Here is a 21,086-nt window from a genome sequence, read left to right as displayed (position 1 = left end):
TGAAGCAGAGTCCGAAATGCCGGAATTAAAGTCATATGGAAAGGTCACTTGGGTAGCTGTTGTCGAGAGCTGTCCGGTCGACCCTCCCCCGCGGGGCGGCGTCCGCAGCGGTCTGGAGGGCACCCGGCGTGGCCAGGACTCCTCGCGGCGTACGGATGGAAACGGTCCTGCTCGGCCTGGCACTGCTGCTCGGGGTCGGGGTCGGGGGCGGGGTCGGACTGGCCTCGGCCGGACCGGTCTGGGCGACGACCCCTCAGGCGCAGGCCGCCGCACTGGCCCAGGAGCGGCCGCTGCAGGGCCGGCCGGTGCAGGGGCGGGATCCGTACGGGCACGGCGGGTTGGTGGTGTCGCTGCCGGGCGGCGGGCAGCTGCGGCTGATCCGTCCGAGGGTGAGCGGGTCGTCGGCGGCACCAAGCCCGACCACCGCGCCAAGCACCGGCACCGGCACCAGCGCGGGTACGAGCAGCAGCCCCGGCCCGGAGCCGACCGTCGACAACCCCGGCTCGGTGACCCTGCCGGAGCTGCCGGTCCCGGTGCTCGGGCCGCTGTATCCGAAGCCGGGCCGGTCGGCGGGGACGCCCGCGACGGCTGCGGCCTCGGCCGGGGCGACGGCCGGCCCTTCCCCGTCCAGCACCCGCGGACCGTCCTCCGCCGCGTCCGGCCGGCCGCGTCCGGTCGTCCCCTCGGCCTCGGCCGCCCCGGCCGAGTACTCCGGTGACCAGGCCGGTCACCAGGCCCAGCACCGGGACTGGCCGCAGGACTGGCACCGGGGTGGGCAGCAGAACTGGCAGCCGCTCGGCCAGGGGCCGCCCCCGCTCGGACCGCAGGCGCTGGCCGGGACGCAGGCGGGGCTGGGCCCGGTGCCCCCGGCGGTGGCCGCGATCGGGGCCGGGCAGTCGGCCGGCTCGCGGGCGGCGCGCTGGGAGCGGAACCAGCGGCTGCTGCCGCTGGGCGTCGGGCTCGCTCTGATCGGCAGCGGCGCTGCCCTGTTCGGCTGGCGGCTGCGACGTCCCTAGAACCACCCTGATGATCCGTCCGGCGGCCTGCGGTAATCCGGACGGCGTACACCTGTTCTGTGGGGCGACACCCCCGAATCTTCTGCCTTGAGGCAGAATGACGCCCATGAACAGCCCGAACGCGCGGCCCGAAGACGGCCCCCAGGTCCTGATCGTCGGTCCCGACGGGATGCCCGTCGGAGGACTCCCCGGTGGTGGACGCCGGTCCCCCCAGGGCGAGGGGGACGAGGGTGCGCCCCGCGAGCTCCCGATCACGGAGATGGTCGAGCAGCCCGCCAAGGTGATGCGGATCGGCAGCATGATCAAGCAGCTGCTCGAAGAGGTGCGCCAGGCCCCGCTGGACGAGGCCAGCCGGGTCCGGCTGAAGGAGATCCACGCCAGCTCGGTGAAGGAGCTGGAGGCCGGGCTCGCCCCCGAGCTGGTGGAGGAGCTGGACCGGCTCTCCCTCCCGTTCACCGAGGAGGCCATCCCCAGCGAGGCCGAACTGCGGATCGCCCAGGCCCAGTTGGTGGGCTGGCTGGAGGGCCTGTTCCACGGCATCCAGACCGCGCTGTTCGCCCAGCAGATGGCGGCCAGGGCCCAACTGGAGCAGATGCGGCGGGCGCTGCCCCCCGGCGCGAACGGCGCGGGCCTGGACGAGCCCGACGACGAGCACGGCATCCGCTCGGGCCCGTACCTCTAGGGCGCCAGGGGGGAACACCGGCCGGGGCCGCCGCCCGGCCGGTCACGGAGCGGCTTCGGAACAGGTGTGCGGGGACGCCGGTCGGTGCGGCCCGCTAGCCTAGCCAGTGACGGCTCACCGAACGGCTCACCGACTGGCGGCCCCGGTGTGCACTTCCGTGTGCGGTGGGGGAGAAGAGAACTGATGACTGAGCAGGGCGCGACCGGGCAGGGCGACGGGGGAACCGGGCAGACGGTCGGACACGGCCGCTACCTGCTGCGCGACCTGCTCGGACAGGGCGGCATGGCCACGGTCCACCTCGCCGACGACACCGTGCTCGACCGTCCGGTCGCGATCAAGAGCATGCTCGGCGACATGAGCCGGGAGCCCTCCTTCCGCGAGCGCTTCCGCCGCGAGGCGCAGGCCGTGGCCCGGCTCAACCACACCAATATCGTCGCCGTGTACGACAGCGGCGAGGACGTCAACGACGACGGCGTGCACGTCCCCTTCATAGTGATGGAGTACGTCGAGGGCGGCTCGCTCAGCTCGGTGCTCCGCGACGACATCGCCGCCCACGGCGCGATGCCCACCGACAAGGCGCTGAAGATCACCGCCGACGTGCTGGCCGCGCTGGCCGCCTCGCACGAGCAGGGCCTGGTGCACCGCGACATCAAGCCCGCGAATGTGATGCTGACCAGGCGCGGCGTGGTCAAGGTGATGGACTTCGGGATCGCCAGGGCGATGCAGTCCGGGGTCACCTCGATGACGCAGACCGGCATGGTGGTCGGCACCCCCCAGTACCTCTCCCCCGAGCAGGCGCTGGGCAAGGCGGTGGACGCCCGCTCCGACCTCTACTCGGTCGGCTGCCTGCTGTTCGAGCTGCTCACCGGGCGGCTGCCGTTCGAGTCCGACTCCGCGCTCGGCATGGCCTACCAGCACGTCCAGGAGACGCCGCCGGCCCCGTCCACGCTCAACGCGGCCGTCCCTCCGGCCGTGGACGCGCTGGTGGCGCGGGCGCTGCGGAAGGATCCGGCGCACCGCTTCCCGGACGCGGACGCGATGCGCGAGGAGTGCGAGCGGCTGGCCGGCGCGTCCGGCACCGGCGCCAACACCCCGCTGATCATCGGCGGCGGGCCGCGGGTGGGCGGCGTCGGAGGTTCCGGGGCCAACGCGGTGTTCCCGGCGGCGCAGGGCCAGTTGGGCACGATGCCGCCGCAGCAGCCGTACCCGCAGCAGGGCCAGCCGGGCCGACCGGGTCAGCCGGGATATCAGCAGGGCCAACCGGGCCGGCCCGGTCAGCAGCCCTACCCCCAGCAGGGATTGCCCCAGCAGGGAATGCGCACGCCGCAGCCCTACGCCCCGCAGGGCACGCCGCCGCCCGGCCCGCAGGGCGCGCCCCGGCCGTACCAGCCGCTGCGGCCGGGGATGCCCGCGCCGCAGCGGACGCCGCCGCCCGGGCCGTACCCGCAGCAGCGGCCCGGGGTGCCGACCCCGCCGCCGCCCCCGTACCCGCAGCAGCAGGGACGGCCGACCCCCCGGCCCACCCCCCGGCCGGGGCCGATGGCCGCGCCGACCCCGCAGCCGCAGGTCCGGGCCACCGGGCAGATGCCGCAGGCGGCCCCGCGCCCCTACGCCGGGCCGGTGCCGCAGGGCGGTGCCAGGCCGGGACCGCAGAGCGGAAACAAGGGGTGTGGAACCGCGATGGTGATCATCGGCGTGATCGTAGGGGTGATCGTGCTGATCGTCCTGGTACTGACGCTGGTGGTCGAGAACAACAAGCCCAGCAGCGACGACACCGGTTACAACGGGTCGGCGAGCACCGGTCCGGTCGCGGCCGGACTGGGCTGAGCGGGCCCTCGCGGGGGTCCGCGGGGATGATCGTCCACCACACACGAGCCGCGAAACCGGTAGCGTGCACATGCGGGGCCGCAGCGGTCCGCACGCGGGGCGTGTAGCGACCGGGTGGAATTACGGGTACACGTCCGGACCCCGGCAGCACGCGGGAGCGGCGCACAGGCGAAAGACCGACGGCGGAGAGTAATGGCAGACAACGAGCATGCCGACGGCGGGAACGGCATGGAGTCCGGTGCGGAGTCCGGCACCCCCGCTGACCGGAACCAGCAGGGCTACCAACCGGGATACCAGTCCGGCTACCAGCCCGGGTATCCGCCTGCGCCGGAACCACCGTTCGAACCGGCTGTGCTCTCCACCAGCGGACTGGCCGTCTTCGGCGAGGGCCGCTACCAGCTGACCGGCCGGCTCGGCCGGGGCGGCATGGCCGAGGTCTTCGCGGCCCGTGACGTCCGGCTCGGCCGCACCGTCGCGATCAAGGTGCTGCGGTCCGAGCTGGCCGAGGACGCCACCGCGCGGATCCGCTTCACCCGCGAGGCCCACTCGGTCGCCTCGCTGAACCACCACGCCGTCGTCGCCGTCTACGACACCGGCGAGGAGGCGCACGGCGGGGAGACCGTCCCCTACATCGTGATGGAGCTGGTCGAGGGCCACACCGTCCGCGAACTGCTGCAGGGCGACGAGCCGCCGCCGGTCGACCAGGCGCTGATCATCACCGCCGGGATCCTGGAGGCGCTGGCCTACAGCCACCGCCACGGCATCGTGCACCGCGACATCAAGCCCGCGAACGTCATCATCACCAACACCGGCGCGGTCAAGGTGATGGACTTCGGCATCGCCCGCGCGCTGACCGGCGCCACCAGCACCATGACCCAGACCGGCATGGTCATGGGCACCCCGCAGTACCTCTCCCCGGAGCAGGCCCTCGGCAAGGCCGTGGACCACCGCTCCGACCTCTACGCCACCGGCTGCATGCTCTACGAGCTGCTGACGCTGCGGCCCCCGTTCACCGGGGACACCCCGCTCTCGGTGGTCTACCAGCACGTCCAGGACGCCCCGGTGCCGCCCTCGCAGGCCAACTCGCGGGTGCCGGCCTCGCTGGACCCGCTGGTGCTGCGCTCGCTGGCCAAGGACCCGGACGACCGGTTCCAGAGCGCCGACGAGTTCCGGGCGCACCTGCAGCACGCGCTGCGCACCATGCACCACGCGACCGGACCGACCGAGCTGCTGCCCAGCGCCGCGGCCGGGGCCGCCGCCGCGGCGGCGATGAGCGCGCCGACCATGGCCACCCGGGCGCTCACCCCGCCGATGGGCAGCACCCAGGCGATGCCGCCGAACCCCGGCAGCGCGGTCCCGCCCAGGTACGACGACCGGGACGACCGGGGCGACGACGGCCACCGGAGCCGGCGCGGGCTCTTCGCGGTGATCGCGGTGCTGGTCGCCATCGCGGCGATCTCGGTGGGGGTGGCCCTGGCCATGCGCGGGAGCAGCCCCGGCACGCCCGGTCCGGTCACCTCCAGCAGCGTTTCCACCCCGGCCGAGCCGACCACCGAGCCGACCACGGACACGCCCACGGTGACCGAGTCGCCCACCCCGACCGAGAGCCCGACCCAGAGCTACAGCCCGACCCCGTCGCCGACCCACAGCAAGACGGTCAAGCCCACGCCGACCAACACGGCCACGGCCACCAAGTCGGCGACCGCGAGCCCGACCCCCTCGACGACCCCCTCGTCCACGGCCACCCCGTCCGGGAACGCGGGCGGCACCGCCGGGGCCGTCGGCGGCACGGGCCAGAAGCCGCCCGCCTGAGCAGGTCGGCCCGCCTGAGCGAGTCCGGCCCGCCGCGCCCGGCCGCGGCGCGCCCGGCCCGGGCCGCGTCGACCCGGGCCGGGCTCAGTTCACGCAGGCGTCCAGCACCTGCTCGTACTCCTCGCACCACCAGACGGTCTGCGCCGCGGCCGCCGGGAACAGCGGGTCCGCCGCTGGTCCCGGCGCTGGTAGCGCCAGCGGAGCATCCAGAAGTCGTTCAGCCGCTCCCACCAGACCCGGTGCACCCCGGCGGCCACCTCCTCCGGGCTGCTGCCGGAGGCCTCCCGGTAGCCGCGGGCGTAGTGCCGCAGCCGGGGCAGGTCCAGCACCCCGGTCTCCGGGTGGTGGAAGAACAGCGTCGCCGCCCGGACCGCCTCCTCGGTGCGCGGCTTGAGCCCGAGCCGGTCCCAGTCCAGGACGGCCACCGGGTCCGCGTCCCGGTAGAGCAGGTTCAGCGGGTGGAAGTCGCCGTGCACCCAGCCGGTGGGCGGGGCGGCGTCCGGTCCCGGGCGCCGGTGCCGGTTGGCGGCCAGCAGCTCCCGCCGCTCCCGCAGCCGGTGCCGGGCGAGGGCGTCGAAGGGCTGCTGCGGATCGTGCCGCAGCGAGCGTTCCAGCAGGTCGGAGATGGTGCGCCGGGTGTCGTCCGGGTCGGCGCTGGGCACCGCGGCGGGCTGTTCGACCGGCGGGTGCAGCACGGCCAGGGTGCGGTGGATCCGGCCCAGCAGGGTGCCCAGGGCGGCGCACTGGGCGTGGTCCAGGGAGCGGCCGGTGCGGTGGGCCCCCTCGACCCAGGGGAACAGGGCGTAGCGCCGTCCCCGCAGCAGCACCGAGGTCCGGCCGTCGCGGGCGGCCAGCGGCGGCGCGGTGGGCAGGCCGTGCTCGCGCAGTGCCGCTATCGCCCGGTGCTGGGCGGCGATGGCGGCTCCGGAGGCGTGGCCGGCGTCGTCCAGGTACTGCTTGAGGAACCAGCCGCCGTGCGGGCCGGTCAGCCGCAGTCCGCGGTTGAGCAGCCCCTGGCTGATCGGTCGGACGGTGAGCGCGTCGAAGGGATCGGCCAGGGCGTAGCGCTCCAGCACTCCGGCGACCGGGATCCCGCGCATCCGGTCCAGCCGCTCGACCCTTACCTGACTCTGCGTCATGTTGCTGATGGTACTGGTGATTCGGGAGTCAACTCGGCCGGCTTGACAACGGCGGTCGGGGTCACTCGGCCGGGCTCAGCGCTCCTCGGCGTGCAGCTTCGCCACATAGGCCGCGGCCTGGGTCCTGCGCTCCATGCCGAGCTTGCCGAGCAGGCTGGAGACGTAGTTCTTCACGGTCTTCTCGGCGAGGTGCAGCTCGTTGCCGATCTGCCGGTTGGTCATCCCCTCGCCGATCAGGTCGAGGATCTTGCGCTCCTGCCCGGTGAGCCCGGACAGCCGCTCGTCCTCCTTGCCGCCGCCGTCGCGCAGCCGGGCCAGCACCCGGCTGGTGGCGGTCGGGTCGAGCAGCGACTTGCCGGCCGCCACGTCGCGGACGGCGGAGACCAGGTCGGTGCCCCGGATGGCCTTGAGCACATAGCCGGAGGCGCCGGCCATGATCGCGTCGAACAGCGCCTCGTCGTCGGAGAAGGAGGTGAGCATCAGGCAGCGGATGTCCGGCTGCTGCGAGCGGATCTCCCGGCAGACCTCCACCCCGCTGCCGTCCGGCAGCCGGACGTCCAGCACCGCCACGTCGGGGCGGGTGGCCGGGATCCGGGTCAGCGCCTGGGCGGCGGTCCCGGCCTCGCCGACCACCTCGATGTCGTCCTCCAGGGAGAGCAGCTCATGGACGCCGCGGCGGACGACCTCGTGGTCGTCGAGAAGGAAAACCCTGATTTGCCCGCTTTGCGTCATAAGCCAAGATTGGCACACCAGCCGGGCTGCGACCCGGTGGATTGACCGTCAATGCCCCTCTTTGCACCAGTTCGGGGTACGTGGACGTCCTACGACAGAAGCGGTAAGCCCTTCCGCTGGGTAACGTTCTCCTGCAGGATCAGGGCACATCCACCACCGATCCGCATTCCGCGCACACCCCGCGCGAAGAGTACGGATTGGCGACCGGACCGGTGGCCGGCACTGGCTCTTACCCAGAGTTACAGGCGGAGGCCGGAGAGACCGAGGAGTGAAAGTGACCGTCACAAGCACGGCTGGGGTACAACCCGCAGTGACCCCGCAGCTGGTGCAACTGCTCACCCCTGAGGGGGAGCGGGTCGAGCATCCGGACTACTCGCTGGAGACCACTCCGGAGGAGCTGCGCTCCATCTACCGGGACCTGGTCCTGGTCCGCCGCTTCGACGCGGAGGCCACCTCGCTGCAGCGCCAGGGCGAGCTGGGCCTGTGGGCCTCGCTGCTGGGCCAGGAGGCGGCGCAGGTCGGCTCCGGGCGGGCGATGCGGCCGGGCGACTACGCCTTCCCCACCTACCGTGAGCACGGTGTGGCCTGGTGCAAGGGCGTGGACCCGCTGAACCTGCTGGGCATGTTCCGGGGGGTGAACCACGGCGGCTGGGACCCGTACGAGAAGAACTTCCACCTCTACACGATCGTGATCGGCTCGCAGACGCTGCACGCCACCGGCTACGCCATGGGCATCACCAAGGACGGCAGCGACGACGCGGTGATCGCCTACTTCGGCGACGGCGCCTCCAGCCAGGGCGACGTGGCGGAGGCCTTCACCTTCGCCTCGGTCTACCAGGCCCCGGTGGTGTTCTTCTGCCAGAACAACCAGTGGGCCATCTCCGAGCCGACCGAGAAGCAGACCAGGGTGCCGCTCTACCAGCGCGCCTCCGGCTACGGCTTCCCCGGGGTCCGGGTGGACGGCAACGACGTGCTGGCCTGCCTGGCCGTCACCCGCTGGGCCCTGGACCGGGCCCGCAACGGCGAGGGCCCGGTGCTGATCGAGGCCTTCACCTACCGGATGGGCGCGCACACCACCTCGGACGACCCCTCCCGCTACCGCATCGCGGAGGAACTGGAGTCCTGGAAGCTCAAGGACCCGATCGAGCGGCTGAAGGCCTACCTGGTCCGTGAGGGCTGGGCCGACCACGCCTTCTTCGAGGCGCTGGAGGCGGAGAGCGAGCAGCTGGCGCGCCGGGTGCGCGAGGGCGTGCGGACCATGCCCGACCCAGACCCGAGCTCGATCTTCGACCATGTCTACGCCGAGGACCACGCCCTGGTGACCGAGGAGCGGGCGGAATACCTCGCCTATGCCGCCTCGTTCCAGGGCGGGACCGACCAGGACGGGGAGGAGGGCTGATGGCCGCCGAGAAGTGGACCATGGTCAAGGCGCTCAACGAGGCGCTGCGCCGCTCCCTGGAGGAGAACCCCAAGACCCTGATCATGGGCGAGGACGTCGGCCGGCTCGGCGGCGTGTTCCGGGTCACCGACGGGCTGCACAAGGACTTCGGCGAGGAGCGGGTGATCGACACCCCGCTGGCCGAGTCCGGCATCGTCGGCACCGCGATCGGTCTGGCCCTGCGCGGCTACCGGCCGGTGGTCGAGATCCAGTTCGACGGCTTCGTCTACCCGGCGTTCGACCAGATCGTCACCCAGTTGGCCAAGATGCACGCCCGGGCGCTGGGGCACCTCAAGCTGCCGGTCACCATCCGGATCCCCTTCGCCGGCGGGATCGGCGCGGTCGAGCACCACAGCGAGTCGCACGAGGCCTACTTCGCGCACACCGCCGGGCTGAAGGTGGTCGCGCCCTCCAACCCGGAGGACGCGCACTGGATGCTGCGGCAGGCCATCGCCTCCGACGACCCGGTGATCTTCCTGGAGCCCAAGCGGCGCTACTGGGACAAGGGCCTGGTCGACCCGAACCTCGCCCCCGCGCTCGGCCTGCACCGGGCCCGGGTCGCCCGTCCGGGCCAGGACCTGACGCTGATCGCGTACGGTCCGATGGTCAAGGTCTGCCTGGAGGCGGCCGAGGCCGCCGCCGCGGACGGGCTGAACCTGGAGGTCGTGGACCTGCGCTCGCTGTCCCCGGTGGACTTCGACACCCTCGCCGCCTCGGTCACCAGGACCGGGCGCGCCGTGGTGGTGCACGAGGCGCCGGTGTTCCTCGGCATGGGCGCGGAGCTCGCGGCGCGGATCACCGAGCGCTGCTTCTACTCGTTGGAGGCCCCGGTGCTGCGCGTCGGCGGCTACTTCGCCCCCTACCCGCCGTCGCGGGTGGAGGACGCGTTCCTGCCGGACCTGGACCGGGTGCTCGACGCCGTCGACCGCGCCATGGCCTTCTGAGGGGTTGAGAGACGTCATGAGTACCGCAGTGGAGACTGTGCGTCAGTTCAAGATGCCCGACGTGGGCGAGGGCCTGACCGAGGCCGAGATCCTGACCTGGTACGTCCAGCCGGGCGACACGGTCGAGGACGGCCAGGTGGTCTGCGAGGTGGAGACCGCCAAGGCGGCCGTGGAGCTGCCGATCCCCTTCGACGGGGTGGTCCGGGAGCTGTTCTTCGAGGCCGGGACGACGGTGGACGTCGGCCAGGTGATCATCAGCGTGGCGGTGGCCGGGGGTTCCGCCCCGGCGGAGGCCGAGGCCGAGGTCGCAGCGGTGGCCGACGAGGCCGAACCGGAGCGGCGCGAGGTGCTGGTCGGCTACGGGCCGCGGTCGGGCGCCAGCAAGCGCCGTGCCCGCAAGGTGGCTCCGCCGGCTGCTGCCGCGGCGGCGCCGGCCCGGGCTGCGGCACCGGCCGTTGCGCCTGCTCCGGCTCCGGTCGCCGCCCCGGTTGCTCCGGCTGCCGCGCCTGCTGCGGCCGCTGCTCCGGCCGCAGGCCGACCGCTGGCGAAGCCGCCGGTGCGGAAGCTGGCCAAGGACCTGGGCATCGACCTGGGCACCGTGGTGCCGACCGGACCGCACGGCACCGTCACCCGTGAGGACCTGCACGCCAGCGTCGCCGCGCCCGCAGTGACCGCGCCCGCCGCCCTGGCGGAGGTCCCGGGCGCCGCCCCCGCGCCGGCCGCCCCCGCCGCGGTCGAGTCCGCCGACGGCGACCTGCGGATCCCGGTCAAGGGCGTCCGCAAGATGATCGCGCAGGCCATGGTGGCCTCCGCGTTCACCGCCCCGCATGTCACCGAGTGGGTCCAGGTCGACGTCACCCGCACCATGAAGCTGGTCGCCCGGCTCAAGGAGAGCGGCGAGCTGGGCGAGGGGGTGCGGGTCAGCCCGCTGCTGCTGGTGGCCAAGGCCCTGCTGACCGCGATCCACCGGCATCCGGAGGTCAACGCGGCCTGGGACGAGGAAGCCCAGGAGATCGTGGTCAAGCGCCGGGTCAATCTCGGCATCGCCGCGGCCACCCCGCGCGGACTGATCGTCCCCAACATCAAGGACGCCGGCGCGCAGTCGCTGTCCGAGCTGTCGGTGTCGCTGTCCGCGCTGATCGCCACCGCCCGTGAGGGCAGGACCTCCCCGGCGGACATGTCCGGCGGGACGGTCACCATCACCAATGTCGGCGTCTTCGGCGTCGACGCGGGAACCCCGATCCTGAATCCGGGCGAGGCCGCCATCCTGGCCTTCGGCCAGGTCAGGGCGCTGCCCTGGGTGCACAAGGGCAAGGTGGTGCCGCGTCAGGTCACCACCCTGGCGCTGTCCTTCGACCACCGCATGATCGACGGCGAGCTGGGTTCCCGGCTGCTGGCCGACACCGCGGCGATCCTGGAACAGCCCAAACGCCTGATCAGCTGGGGCTGAAACCGCCCGGCGCGCCCCCGGCGCACCCCCGTGCAACCGGGCCAACCGTTCGGGTGAAGCCGGACAGGTGACGAGTGGCCCTCCTGACGGGGTGGGTACTCCTCCGCGGACCGAGAACTCGATCCGCGGAGGAGTACGCCTTGCGAGGCAGGCTGCTGCTGTCCCTACTGCTGCTGCTGTCCCTGGTCACCGGTTTCGGCCAGGCCCGGGCGGCCGCTCCGCCCCGGCCCGCCCCGGCGGCGTCCGGCGGCACCGTCCTGGTGGACAACGGCGATCCGGCGAAGCGGATCACCCTGGTGCTGATGGGCGACGGCTACACCGCCGCCCAGCTGCCCGCCTTCCGGGCCCAGGCGGCGTCGGTCTGGAAGGCGCTGACCGCGGTGGAGCCGTTCCGCACCTACCAGCACTTCTTCGACGTCCGCCGGGTGGACGTGGTCTCGCCCAGGCCGGGCCTCAAGCCCGGCTCCCCGCTCGGGATGCACTTCGGCTGCGAGGGCATGGCCCGGTTGCTCTGTGCCGACGACGGTGCGGTGGCCCGGCTCGCGGGCGGCTCCGGCGGCCCGCAGTACCCGATCGCGCTGGCCGACTCCGCCGCGTACGGCGGCGAGGGCGGGGACGGGACGACCACGCTGGCGGCCGGCTCGCCGGACGCGGCGCAGATCGTCCAGCACGAGATGGGCCACACCGTCGGCGCCCTGGGCGACGAGTACGACGCCGCGCCCGGGGACGCGGGCTACCCCAACCTCTCCGCCACCGGTGCGGCGGCGATGCGGGCGACCCGGCAGAAGTGGTGGCGCTGGCTCGGGGCGGCCGACCCGACCGGGGGGACGGTGGGCGCGTACCGCAGCGCCAACGGCCTGTACCGGCCGACCAGGGACTCCATCATGCGGACCCTCGGCGGGGTCTACAACCTGCCCTCGCGCGAGGCGATCATCGAGTCGATCTACCGTCAGGTCTGGCTGATCGACCGCACCTCACCGGCCCCGGGCGCGGTGCGGGGACGCCCCTGGCTCCAGGTCGTCCCGATCCCGCTGGCGGGCGCCCGGCAGTTGCAGGTCAGCTGGCGGGTCGACGGGCAGGCCGCGCCAGCCGGAGCGGTCCGCGGCAACCGCCTCGACACCGCCGCTCTCGGCCTGGCGCCGGGCGATTGGGCCGAGGTCAGCGCCACCGTCACCGACACCACGCCCTGGGTCAGGGACGAGGCGTTCCGCCGACTCAGGATGACCGGGACGGTCAGCTGGACCGTGCGTGGGTAAGAGGTGGACCTGCGGCGTGTGAGCTTCGTGTGCCTACTGCTAGATTCAGCTGATCGTATGACAGCAACGGGGGTACGCGTGCGCAGGAAACGGGTCGCACTGTGGTCGGTCGGGTCCGGGGTGGCCGTCTCGGCCGCGCTGGCAGCCTCGCTGCTGTCCCCGGCGGACGCCGCCTCCCGGCCGTCGGTGACGGTCTGGCCCGGGGCGGCCGACACGGTGGCCACCGGGGTCACCGCGCTGGGCGTGGGCGCCGAGCCCAAGGTGGCGCAGCTGGCGCAGCCGACCAGTGTTCAGCAGTACTGGACGGCCGCCCGGATGGCCTCGGCGACCTCCGAGGACGGCACCGGCGGCACCGTCGGCGGCAAGTCGGCGGCCTCGGCGCCGAGCGCGAAGAGTACGCAGAGCACGTCGGCGGTCGCGAGCAGGGCGGTCACCAAGGCGGGGATCCCGAGCGCCTATGTCAACGGCCGCCCGTCGATCGGCATCGTCTTCTACAAGGGCAAGGACCTCAAGGCGCACTTCTGCACCGCCTTCGTGGTCAACAGCACGACCAAGAACCTGATCATGATGGCGGCGCACTGCCACCCGGGCACCTCGACGGCCTTCGTCCCGGGCTACCGGATCCACGGCACGACCACCGCGCCGTACGGGATCTGGCCGGTGCTCAAGGGCTACACCGACAAGCGCTACGCGGCCACCGGCAAGGCCACCAACTTCGACTACTCCTTCGCCAAGGTCGGCAAGAACACGGCCGGACGCCAGATCCAGGACGTCACCCACGGCAACACGCTGACCATGACCCCCACGTACGTCAACAAGCGGGTCGGGGTGACCGGCTACCCCAAGGTCGGCCCGGCCCCGGCGGACCGGCCGGTCACCTGCTGGGCCCCGACCAAGCGGCTGAGCGGCTACAACCAGATGGTCTACCTCTGCAACGGCTTCTACGGCGGCACCTCCGGCAGCCCCTGGCTGATCGACTGGCAGGCCAAGACCAACACCGGCAAGGTGATCGGCCTGATCGGCGGGGTCGGCGGCGGCGGTCCCAACGACTGGACCAGCTACAGCCCGATCTTCGACCGGAGCACCGTGGCGCTCTACTCCTACGCGGTCGCGCACTGAGCCCGAGCGGGTGACTCAGGGCCGCTGACTGGGCGGAAATCATCCCACCATAGGATGGCCGCATCATGTGTGCCGACCCGGTCGCCGTCCCTGCCCTGCCCGCCGCCGTCCCGGTGCCGGCCCCGGCCGCCGTCCCGGTCACCGTCCTGCCTTCCGCCGCCGGCTCCGACCTGCGCCTGGGCGGGCGCGGGGCCTGGTTCGCCTGGGGCATCGGCGTCACGGTCTACGTCCTGGCCGTGGTCCACCGCACCAGCCTGGGCGTGGCCGGCCTCGACGCCGCCGCCCGCTTCGGCATCGGCGCGTCCGCCCTGTCGACCTTCTCGATCCTCCAGGTCCTGGTCTACGCCGGCATGCAGATACCCGTCGGCCTGCTGGTCGACCGGCTCGGCCCGCGCCGGGTGCTCAGCGCCGGTCTGGTGCTGCTCACCCTGGGACAGCTCGGCTTCGCCTTCTCCACCGCCTTCACCCCCGCGCTGATCTCCCGCGGGGTCCTCGGCTGCGGCGACGCGATGACCTTCGTCAGTGTGCTGCGGCTCGGCGCCCGCTGGTTCCCGGCCCGGCGCAACCCCTTCATCGCCCAGCTCACCGGCCTGGTCGGCACGGTGGGCAACCTGGTCAGCACGCTGCTGCTGTCCCAGGTGCTGCACAGCGCGGGCTGGACCGCGACCTTCGCCACCACCGCGCTGCTCGGCGTCGCCGTGCTGGCGCTGGTGCTGGTGTTCCTCAGGGACACCCCGGACAGCGCGCCGCGCGAGGCCCTGTTCGGCCGCAGCCCGACGGCCGCCGCCGCCCTCCCCGGCGCGGGTCCGGTGCTGCGCTCGCTGCGGGCCCAGATCCGGGCCGCCTGGGAGCAGCCGGGCACCCGGCTCGGGCTGTGGGTGCACTTCACCACGGCGTTCCCGGCCTCGGCCTTCCTGCTGCTCTGGGGGATGCCGTTCCTGATGGAGGGTCAGGGGCTGTCCCGGGGGATGGCAGGGTCGCTGCTCAGCCTGATCATCGTCAGCAACATGGTCTTCGCGCTGCTGGTCGGCCAGCTGGTGTCGCGCCGCCCCGGCGCCCGGATCCCGCTGGTGCTCGTGGTGGTGCTGGTCACCGGCGCGCTGTGGGGCGTGGTGCTGAGCTGGCCCGGCCCGCACGTGCCGATGTGGCTGCTGCTGGTGCTGACCGTGGTGATGGGCAGCAACGGCCCGGCGTCCCTGGTCGGCCTGGACTTCGCCCGGACGGTGAACCCGCCGCAGCGGCTCGGCACGGCCTCGGGGATCGTCAACATGGGCGGCTTCATCGCCACCGTGCTGGCCCTGTTCGGGATCGGCCTGGTGCTGGACCTGCTCACCCCCGGCGGCGGATCGGACTACACCCCGCACGCCTTCCGACTCGCCTTCTGCACGCTCTATCTGCCGATGGCGCTGGGGCTCGGCCAGATCCTGCGGCTGCGGCCGAAGGCGGCCCGCCGCGAGGCGGAGCTGCGGGCCGCGGCGGTCAGGCCGTAAGCAGTACCGCTCAGGCCGTGAGCCGCTGTACTCAGAGGGCCTTCGCTCAGGGGGTCACCGAGAAGTTGGCCAGGATCCGCCGGGCCAGCAGCTCGTCGCCCTCGATCTTGACGCTCGCGGTGACCACCGGGACCCGGCCGCAGGCGAGCCGGGCGTAGGTCTCCCAGTCGGTGGTCAGCCGGACGTCCGGGGCCAGCGGGATCTGCTGGTCCACGCTGCCGCGGCCGTTGGCGTCCACCCGTACCGTCCGCATGAACTCCAGCGGGCCGTGCACCTCCAGGGCGACGGTGGATCCGGCCGGGGCGCCGGCCAGTTTGGCGACGGCCTTGGGCAGCATCTCCAGCAGGTAGTCGCGGGTGATCACCGCGGCGGGGGAGTCCAGGTCGCCGGGGGAGCGCAGGGCCCGGCGCAGGTCCTGCTCATGGGTCCAGACGTCGAACACCCGGGCCCGCAGCAGCTGGTGGTACGGGATGTCGCGGCTGTAGGGGCCCATCGGCCAGCGGATCTCGTCCATCGGCGCGTAGCGGGTGTTGTCACGCAGCGCGCGCGAGCGGCGGATGATCGTGTACTCCAGCTCGGAGGTCATCTCCGGGCCGGTGTGGCAGCGCCGCTTGTCGACCGGCACCTCGCAGTAGCGGGTGAACTCGTCGACCACATGGTGCAGGTCGCGGGGCAGCGTGTGGATCGGGCGGGGGTCGCCGAGCAGTTCCAGTTCCATGGCTATGACATGCGAGACCACGTCGCGCACGGACCACCGCGGGCATTCGGTGGGACGGTTCCACTCGCCTTCGGTGAGCGGAGCCACCAGTTCGGAGACGGCTTCGATGGACTGGGTCCAGGCATCGGTGTACGCCTGGACGATCTGCGTGTCGGTCACGTTTTCGACCCCTTGGCCACATGCACAGGCAGGCTGACGGTACGGTCGCACCGGCGCCGCCCGCCGAATGCGCTAATGGCACGTTACGCTCACCCCTGTCACCGGGTCAGCGCTTTCACGTGTTGACCGCAAAGATCGTATGGCCCCGGTAGCGGCTCCTTGCAGGGAGGTTGGCAACGTGCGCGTTTCGCTCATCCAACTCGACGTCGATCCGGCCGAGTCCGCGGACGCCCGAAGGGCCCGCGCGGCGGCCCTGGTCCGCGCCCAGCAGGGCTCCGACCTGGTGGTACTCCCCGAGCTGTGGCCGCTCGGCGGTTTCGCCTACGAGTCCTGGTCGGACGGCGCCGAGCCGCTGGACGGGCCCACCGCCGAGGCGATGTCGGCGGCGGCGAAGGACGCCGGGGTGTGGCTGCACGGCGGTTCGATCGTCGAACGCGACCCCGACGGGCCGATCTACAACACCTCGCTGCTGTACTCCCCCACCGGCGAGCTGGTCCGCACCTACCGCAAGATCCACCGTTTCGGCTTCGACCACGGCGAGGCCGTGGTCATGGGCGCCGGCACCGAGCTGGTCACCGTCCCGACCGACCTCGCCACGCTCGGCCTGGCCACCTGCTACGACCTGCGCTTCCCCGAGCTGTTCCGGGCGCTGCTGGACGCCGGCACCGAGGTCTTCATCGTCCCGGCGGCCTGGCCGGCCCGCCGCCGCGAGCACTGGACCCTGTTCGCCCGGGCCCGCGCGGTGGAGGAGCAGGCGTTCGTCATCGCCTGCAACACCGCGGGCACCCACGGCGGGGTGGAGCAGGCCGGGCACAGCCTGGTGGTGGACCCCTGGGGCGTGGTCCTCGGCGAGGCGGGGCCGGGCGAGGAGGTGCTGACGGTGGAGTTCGACCCGGCGGAGGTGGCCCGGGCCCGCACCGAGTTCCCGGTGCTGCGGGACCGGCTGATGGGCATTCAGGCCCCGATCGAACGGGCCTGACCACTACCACCACGCGAACTACTGCTGCCGGGTCAGCCCCAGCAGCTCCCGGGCCGGGCCGGCCGGCCTGGTGCCGGTCGGCCAGACCGCCCGCAGCGGCCGGCTCAGGTCCAGATCGGCCAGTGGGACCGAGACCAGCCGTCCCCGGGCCAGCTCGTCCGCCACGGTCAGCTCGCTGAGCACGGCCGGGCCCGCGCTCACCGCCGCCGCCTTGAGCGCGGTGGTGGAGGCGAGCACCAGCAGCGGGGTGGTGGTGCCGCCGTACGGGGCCAGCGCGCGGTCCAGCACCTCCCTGGTCCCCGAACCCTCCTCGCGCAGCACCAGCGGGGTGCGGGCCAGCTCCGCGCCGGTGACCGGGGCGCGGCGGCGGGCCCAGGGGTGGTCCGGGCCGACCACAAGACGCAGCCGGTCGGCGGCGATCTGCACCTCGTCCAGGCCGGCCGGGGTGCGCAGGCCCTCCACGAAGCCCAGGTCTGCCTCGCCGGCCAGCACCTGCCGGGCCACGTCGGCCGAGTTGGCCGCCCGCAGGGTGACCGCGGTGCCGGGCAGGGCGGTGTGCAGCGCCATCAGCCAGCGCGGCATCAGGTACTCGGCGACGGTGAGGCTCGCCGAGACCCGGAGCCTGGTGTCGCGCCGCTCGCGCAGCGCGGCGATGCCGACGTCCAGCGACTGCGCGGCGGCGAGCACCGGCGCCGCCCACTCGGCGACCAGCGAGCCGGCCTCGGTGGGCCGCGAGCCGCGCGGTGAGCGCTCCAGCAGCGGTACGCCGATCTGCCGCTCCATCCCGGCCACCCGGGAGGACGCGGCGGGCTGGGTGATCCCCAGCTCGGCGGCGGCCCGGCCCAGGCTGCCCAGCCGGATCACCGCGAGCAGCAGCTCCAGCGCGCCCAGGTCGGGCAGCCGCGGGGACAGTCGGCCGGTCTGCGTCGGACCGGTGCTCGGGCTGGGGCTCATGGGTCCAGGTTAGGCCCTGCTCATAGAGGGCGCTTATGGGCTCATAGACGGATGTCCGCTACCAGCCACCGCCGGGCCGGACGAGTGTGGAGCCCATGGCCACCCTCACCACCTCGCACCTCCCCCGCGCCGCCGCCCGGGTCCCGGCGACCGCCGGCCGCTTCGGCCCCAACTGGTACGCCGCGGTGATGGGCACCGCCATCGTCGGCAACGGCGCGCACGCGCTGCGGCCCGCCTTCCAGTCCTCGGCGTCGGCCGACGCGGCCGCCGGGGTGTGGCTGCTCTCGCTGCTGCTGCTGACCGCGCTGACCGCGGTACGGCTGGCCGCCCGGCGGCTGCCGGACCGGATCAGGGCCCTGGACGCGCCGTCCACCGCGGTGTTCCTGGGCTGCCCGCCGATGGCGATGCTCGCGGTCGGGGCCGGCGCGCTGGGCGCGGGCGCGCCGATCACCGCGGCGGTCGGCCCCAGCGCCGGGGTGGCCCTGGACGCGGTGCTGTGGACCGGCGGCACGCTCTACGGGGTGGGTGTCGCGGTCCGGGTGCTGTCGCTGCTGCTCGGCCGCCGGCAGGTGGACCGGGCCGGCTGTGCGCCGACCTGGCTGCTGCCGGTGGTCGCGCCGATGGTGTCCGCGGCGCTGGGCCCGGCGCTGATCCCGCACCTTCCGGCCGGGGGCCAGGCCAGGGAGACCATGCTGGCGCTGTGCGTCGCGCTGTTCGGGGCGAGCCTGCTGGCGGTGCTGGTGCTGCTGCCGGGCATCTGGTCCCGGCTGGTGCACGAGGGACCGCTGCCGGTGCTGCTGGTCCCGACGCTGTTCCTGGTGCTCGGCCCGCTGGGCCAGTCGGTGACGGCGGTCACCCAGTTCGCGGCGGTCTCCCCGGCGCTGCGCGGCTTCGCGCTGGTCTACGGGGTCGCGGTGCTCGGCTTCGCGCTGCTCTGGCTGGCCGTGGCGGGGGCGGCCGCGGTACGGGCGCTGCGCGGCGGGATGCCGTTCGCGATGACCTGGTGGGCGTTCACCTTCCCGGTCGGGACCTGTGTCACCGGGGCGGCCGGGCTGGACCGGCTGACCGGGCTCGACCTCTTCGCCGGGCTGGCGCTGGCGCTGTTCGCGCTGCTGCTCACGGCCTGGGCCGTGGTCGGCCTCCGCACCGTGCGAGGGTTGGCGAGCGGAGAGCTCACCGCACGGTGAGGGGACGGGTCGGGGCCCGCGGCGGGGGGTCCGGGGCCACGACCCGAGTCAGGCGGACTCGGCGGTCTCCGGGTACATCACCGAGGTGTCGGCCCAGTCCAGCGCGGTGATCACGGCGTGGCGCAGGGCCTGGGCGCTCCAGCCGGTGTCGAAGTGGATCGGCAGCACCGGGGAGACCTCTTCGAGGGTCGAGATCATCGGGCTGTGCGCCACCGCCTCGTCCACCAGCAGCACCACCGGCTTGCGCAGCGCGGTGGCCCAGCCCAGCTCCATGCCGACGCCGGCCGAGAGCGGGGAACCGATGTAGGCGAAGGCCAGGTCGGCCGACTGCATGCCGCGGAAGGCGGAGGGCACCCGGTAGCCGGTGCCGAGACCGCGGGTGGTCCAGCAGTCGTCGTGGTGCTGGCTGTACACAGTGACACCGGCGTCCAGCAGGGCTTCTCTCAGGGCGGTGACCCGCCCGCGGAGAGCCAGCGTGAACACCCCGTCGGCGGGGCCGGTGAGCCGGAGGGAGGGGGCGGCGAGGAATACCCGAAGGCTGCGGCGGGCGTCAGCAGCGAGCTCGGCGTGGGCGGCGGCGGCCGTGGCGGGGTCCACGCTCAGGCCGACGTCATGCAGCTCGTTCATGATGGGCTCCATCGAGATAGTTGACCTCTGAACATCAAGTCCACTAGCGTTCAATGGACCTGTGTGATGGTCGAGCAACCGGCGCCGGCGGCCCTTCGGGGGGATGTCTCGATCGTCCAGGAACGCACAGCTGTGCGTCCATGGAGCCCCTGTGTCATCTAGTTACCAGTCGGTGGCATCTCCGTACGCGCTACTCCTGCGCGGCCTGCTCGATCAGGCCGAGCTGGGCTGCTCGCACCCCGGCCTCGAACCGGCTCTCCACGCCCAGTTCGTGCATCAGCGTCGCGATGTGGCGACGGCAGGTACGGACGGACATGCCGAGACGGCGGGCGACCACCTCGTCCTTCAGCCCCTGGCCCAGTAGTCCGAGGATGGCGCGGCGCAGGTCGTCCGAGACGTTCTGGTAGCCGGGACCCTCGGTGATGAAGGGGACGGCGCTGACCCAGAACTGGTCGAAGAGAGCGCAGAGGAAGGAGATCAGCACCGGTTCCCGCACCACGACAGCCCCCGGAGCCTGGTCAGGACGGCTGCGCTTAGGGATGAAGGCCAGCTCGCGGTCGAAGATGAACAACCGCTCCGCGAGCTGATCGGCGGTGCGGACCTGCGCTCCGGCCTTCACGATGGCGGACACGTAGGAGCGCATGCTGAGCTGGGTCCGGGTGGTGTGCTGGTAGAGGACCCGGAAGCGAACTCCCCGGCCCAGCGTGGCGAGTTCGGTGGGCAGGCTGGCCTGGAGCGCCACGGGATCGCGCTGTCCCCCCGGCTGCACGGTGAGCATCTCCTTGCTGCACTTCTCGGCGGCCTGGTTCACCAGCCACTGGACCTCGGCAGGGTCGGAGACGATCTCCAGACCACCGTTGACGGTGCCGGACACGGTTCGGCTGCTGTAGGCGGGCATCAGATGCATCAACCGCTCGCGGGTATTGTCCACCGCCTCGCGGAAGGAGAGAATGGCCTCTTCCAGGGGTTCCGCAAGTTGTGCCGCCGCCCGCTCCGGATTGACAGGTACAAGGCGATCGCTCTGGCCGGTCACAGGCTGGAGCAGTCGGCTGGCGAGCAGCTCGTCACGGCACTTGGTGACGTCCTCCAGGGTCATGCCGGTCACCGCCGCTGCGCTGTCCCAGCTGAAACCTCCGTCGGCGAGGGCCCTGAGGTAGATGGCGATGGCGCCAGGGCTGAGGTTTGGAGGAGGAGGTACATCCACCATTGTCGCTTTGCCCCCTTTTGCTGGAGATTGCCCTGTGGCCATATCCGGAACCGTAACAAGCTGCCACCGTCGGATACTAAGCTGATTATCATGCTTTAAGTCATTGTGAGGCTTAGCTGTCTTGGGGGAGGCAGTCAAGCTGAGGTTCGAGCCCACCAGAGGATCACCTACCGAGGTGTGATCCCCACCCGGGAAGGCGTGGTCATGCGCTCTACACGTAGATTCATTCGTGCTGTCGCTCTTACGGTTTTCCTCTGTGCTGCGATGCTCTTCGTCAGCGCGGGGGCCGCCTCTGCGGACCTGGTCTGGGACGCCGTCCGCAAGTAAGTCAGCGACCGCGAGCGACTGCT

Annotated in this window: 18 protein-coding genes; 12 read left to right on the top strand and 6 right to left on the bottom strand. The window is 72.7% G+C overall.

What is annotated here, in order from left to right; all coding sequences use genetic code 11:
• Positions 1 to 128 precede the first annotated feature (128 nt).
• The 4 genes from ACXKR8_RS24985 to ACXKR8_RS24970 all read left to right on the top strand — a co-directional run bounded on the left by ACXKR8_RS24985 (position 129) and on the right by ACXKR8_RS24970 (position 5,337).
• Positions 129 to 1,016: a hypothetical protein gene (locus ACXKR8_RS24985; protein WP_458266812.1), complete on the top strand. Its 888-nt coding sequence runs from the start codon at positions 129 to 131 to the stop codon at positions 1,014 to 1,016.
• A gap of 106 nt (positions 1,017 to 1,122) precedes the next feature.
• Entirely contained in the window at positions 1,123 to 1,698 is a 576-nt protein-coding gene (locus tag ACXKR8_RS24980) for a bacterial proteasome activator family protein (RefSeq protein WP_458266811.1), read from the top strand.
• A gap of 183 nt (positions 1,699 to 1,881) precedes the next feature.
• Entirely contained in the window at positions 1,882 to 3,525 is a 1,644-nt protein-coding gene (locus ACXKR8_RS24975) for a protein kinase domain-containing protein (RefSeq protein WP_458266810.1), read from the top strand.
• 192 nt (positions 3,526 to 3,717) lie between these two features.
• Positions 3,718 to 5,337, top strand: a complete 1,620-nt coding sequence (locus tag ACXKR8_RS24970) for a protein kinase domain-containing protein (protein ID WP_458266809.1) — start codon at positions 3,718 to 3,720, stop codon at positions 5,335 to 5,337.
• A gap of 89 nt (positions 5,338 to 5,426) precedes the next feature.
• Here the strand turns inward: ACXKR8_RS24970 and ACXKR8_RS24965 are convergent, their stop codons facing one another.
• Positions 5,427 to 6,476, bottom strand: a complete 1,050-nt coding sequence (locus tag ACXKR8_RS24965; protein WP_462099842.1) for a phosphotransferase enzyme family protein — start codon at positions 6,474 to 6,476, stop codon at positions 5,427 to 5,429.
• 75 nt (positions 6,477 to 6,551) lie between these two features.
• On the bottom strand, positions 6,552 to 7,208 hold the full coding sequence (locus ACXKR8_RS24960; protein WP_458266807.1) for a response regulator: 657 nt from the start codon (positions 7,206 to 7,208) through the stop codon (positions 6,552 to 6,554).
• 274 nt (positions 7,209 to 7,482) lie between these two features.
• Here ACXKR8_RS24960 and pdhA point away from each other — a divergent pair, with 274 nt between their 5' ends.
• The 6 genes from pdhA (at position 7,483) to ACXKR8_RS24930 (ending at position 14,905) form a co-directional block, all read left to right on the top strand.
• Positions 7,483 to 8,607, top strand: a complete 1,125-nt coding sequence (gene pdhA, locus ACXKR8_RS24955; RefSeq protein WP_458266806.1) for a pyruvate dehydrogenase (acetyl-transferring) E1 component subunit alpha — start codon at positions 7,483 to 7,485, stop codon at positions 8,605 to 8,607.
• Entirely contained in the window at positions 8,607 to 9,590 is a 984-nt protein-coding gene (locus ACXKR8_RS24950) for an alpha-ketoacid dehydrogenase subunit beta (protein ID WP_458266805.1), read from the top strand. Before pdhA ends, ACXKR8_RS24950 begins: the two co-directional genes overlap by 1 nt.
• Positions 9,591 to 9,606: 16 nt before the next feature.
• Positions 9,607 to 11,040, top strand: coding sequence for a dihydrolipoamide acetyltransferase family protein (locus tag ACXKR8_RS24945; protein ID WP_458266804.1), 1,434 nt, complete (start codon positions 9,607 to 9,609; stop codon positions 11,038 to 11,040).
• A 140-nt stretch (positions 11,041 to 11,180) separates the two neighbouring features.
• Complete coding sequence (locus tag ACXKR8_RS24940; protein ID WP_458266803.1) at positions 11,181 to 12,296, top strand: M64 family metallopeptidase; 1,116 nt, start codon at positions 11,181 to 11,183, stop codon at positions 12,294 to 12,296.
• 78 nt (positions 12,297 to 12,374) lie between these two features.
• A complete protein-coding gene (locus tag ACXKR8_RS24935; protein WP_458266802.1) occupies positions 12,375 to 13,415 on the top strand; it encodes a trypsin-like serine peptidase in 1,041 nt (346 codons plus the stop codon).
• A gap of 65 nt (positions 13,416 to 13,480) precedes the next feature.
• Positions 13,481 to 14,905 carry an MFS transporter gene (locus tag ACXKR8_RS24930; RefSeq protein WP_458266801.1) on the top strand — a complete coding sequence of 475 codons (1,425 nt, stop codon included), beginning with the start codon at positions 13,481 to 13,483 and terminating at the stop codon, positions 14,903 to 14,905.
• Positions 14,906 to 14,951: 46 nt separating this feature from the next.
• Here the strand turns inward: ACXKR8_RS24930 and ACXKR8_RS24925 are convergent, their stop codons facing one another.
• Positions 14,952 to 15,782, bottom strand: coding sequence for a maleylpyruvate isomerase family mycothiol-dependent enzyme (locus ACXKR8_RS24925; protein ID WP_458266800.1), 831 nt, complete (start codon positions 15,780 to 15,782; stop codon positions 14,952 to 14,954).
• A gap of 178 nt (positions 15,783 to 15,960) precedes the next feature.
• On the opposite strand from ACXKR8_RS24925, the gene ACXKR8_RS24920 reads away from it, so the two are divergent.
• Positions 15,961 to 16,761, top strand: coding sequence for a carbon-nitrogen family hydrolase (locus ACXKR8_RS24920; protein WP_458266799.1), 801 nt, complete (start codon positions 15,961 to 15,963; stop codon positions 16,759 to 16,761).
• A gap of 18 nt (positions 16,762 to 16,779) precedes the next feature.
• Here ACXKR8_RS24920 and ACXKR8_RS24915 read toward each other — a convergent pair whose 3' ends face one another.
• Positions 16,780 to 17,715: a LysR family transcriptional regulator gene (locus tag ACXKR8_RS24915; RefSeq protein ID WP_458266798.1), complete on the bottom strand. Its 936-nt coding sequence runs from the start codon at positions 17,713 to 17,715 to the stop codon at positions 16,780 to 16,782.
• A 95-nt stretch (positions 17,716 to 17,810) separates the two neighbouring features.
• Between ACXKR8_RS24915 and ACXKR8_RS24910 the strand changes: the two genes are divergently transcribed.
• On the top strand, positions 17,811 to 18,902 hold the full coding sequence (locus ACXKR8_RS24910; RefSeq protein ID WP_458266797.1) for an SLAC1 family transporter: 1,092 nt from the start codon (positions 17,811 to 17,813) through the stop codon (positions 18,900 to 18,902).
• Between the two features lie 48 nt (positions 18,903 to 18,950).
• Here ACXKR8_RS24910 and ACXKR8_RS24905 read toward each other — a convergent pair whose 3' ends face one another.
• Positions 18,951 to 19,529, bottom strand: coding sequence for a hypothetical protein (locus ACXKR8_RS24905; protein WP_458266796.1), 579 nt, complete (start codon positions 19,527 to 19,529; stop codon positions 18,951 to 18,953).
• Positions 19,530 to 19,719: 190 nt separating this feature from the next.
• Positions 19,720 to 20,736 carry a helix-turn-helix transcriptional regulator gene (locus tag ACXKR8_RS24900; RefSeq protein WP_458266795.1) on the bottom strand — a complete coding sequence of 339 codons (1,017 nt, stop codon included), beginning with the start codon at positions 20,734 to 20,736 and terminating at the stop codon, positions 19,720 to 19,722.
• Between the last annotated feature and the right edge of the window lie 350 nt (positions 20,737 to 21,086).

This window comes from Streptacidiphilus sp. PAMC 29251 (assembly GCF_054208735.2).
The sequence above is the reverse complement of the archived record's forward strand: the minus strand, read 5'-3'. Positions and strand labels throughout refer to the sequence as shown.

Bases quoted from the DNA above. Each gene is read 5' to 3' on its own strand.
- ACXKR8_RS24980 (WP_458266811.1), top strand. From the start codon at position 1,123: ATGAACAGCCCGAACGCGCGGCCCGAAGACGGCCCCCAGGTCCTGATC.
- ACXKR8_RS24975 (WP_458266810.1), top strand. From the start codon at position 1,882: ATGACTGAGCAGGGCGCGACCGGGCAGGGCGACGGGGGAACCGGGCAG.
- ACXKR8_RS24970 (WP_458266809.1), top strand. From the start codon at position 3,718: ATGGCAGACAACGAGCATGCCGACGGCGGGAACGGCATGGAGTCCGGT.
- ACXKR8_RS24965 (WP_462099842.1), bottom strand. From the start codon at position 6,476: ATGACGCAGAGTCAGGTAAGGGTCGAGCGGCTGGACCGGATGCGCGGG.
- ACXKR8_RS24960 (WP_458266807.1), bottom strand. From the start codon at position 7,208: ATGACGCAAAGCGGGCAAATCAGGGTTTTCCTTCTCGACGACCACGAG.
- ACXKR8_RS24950 (WP_458266805.1), top strand. From the start codon at position 8,607: ATGGCCGCCGAGAAGTGGACCATGGTCAAGGCGCTCAACGAGGCGCTG.
- ACXKR8_RS24945 (WP_458266804.1), top strand. From the start codon at position 9,607: ATGAGTACCGCAGTGGAGACTGTGCGTCAGTTCAAGATGCCCGACGTG.
- ACXKR8_RS24930 (WP_458266801.1), top strand. From the start codon at position 13,481: ATGTGTGCCGACCCGGTCGCCGTCCCTGCCCTGCCCGCCGCCGTCCCG.
- ACXKR8_RS24915 (WP_458266798.1), bottom strand. From the start codon at position 17,715: ATGAGCCCCAGCCCGAGCACCGGTCCGACGCAGACCGGCCGACTGTCC.
- ACXKR8_RS24910 (WP_458266797.1), top strand. From the start codon at position 17,811: ATGGCCACCCTCACCACCTCGCACCTCCCCCGCGCCGCCGCCCGGGTC.
- ACXKR8_RS24905 (WP_458266796.1), bottom strand. From the start codon at position 19,529: ATGAACGAGCTGCATGACGTCGGCCTGAGCGTGGACCCCGCCACGGCC.
- ACXKR8_RS24900 (WP_458266795.1), bottom strand. From the start codon at position 20,736: ATGGTGGATGTACCTCCTCCTCCAAACCTCAGCCCTGGCGCCATCGCC.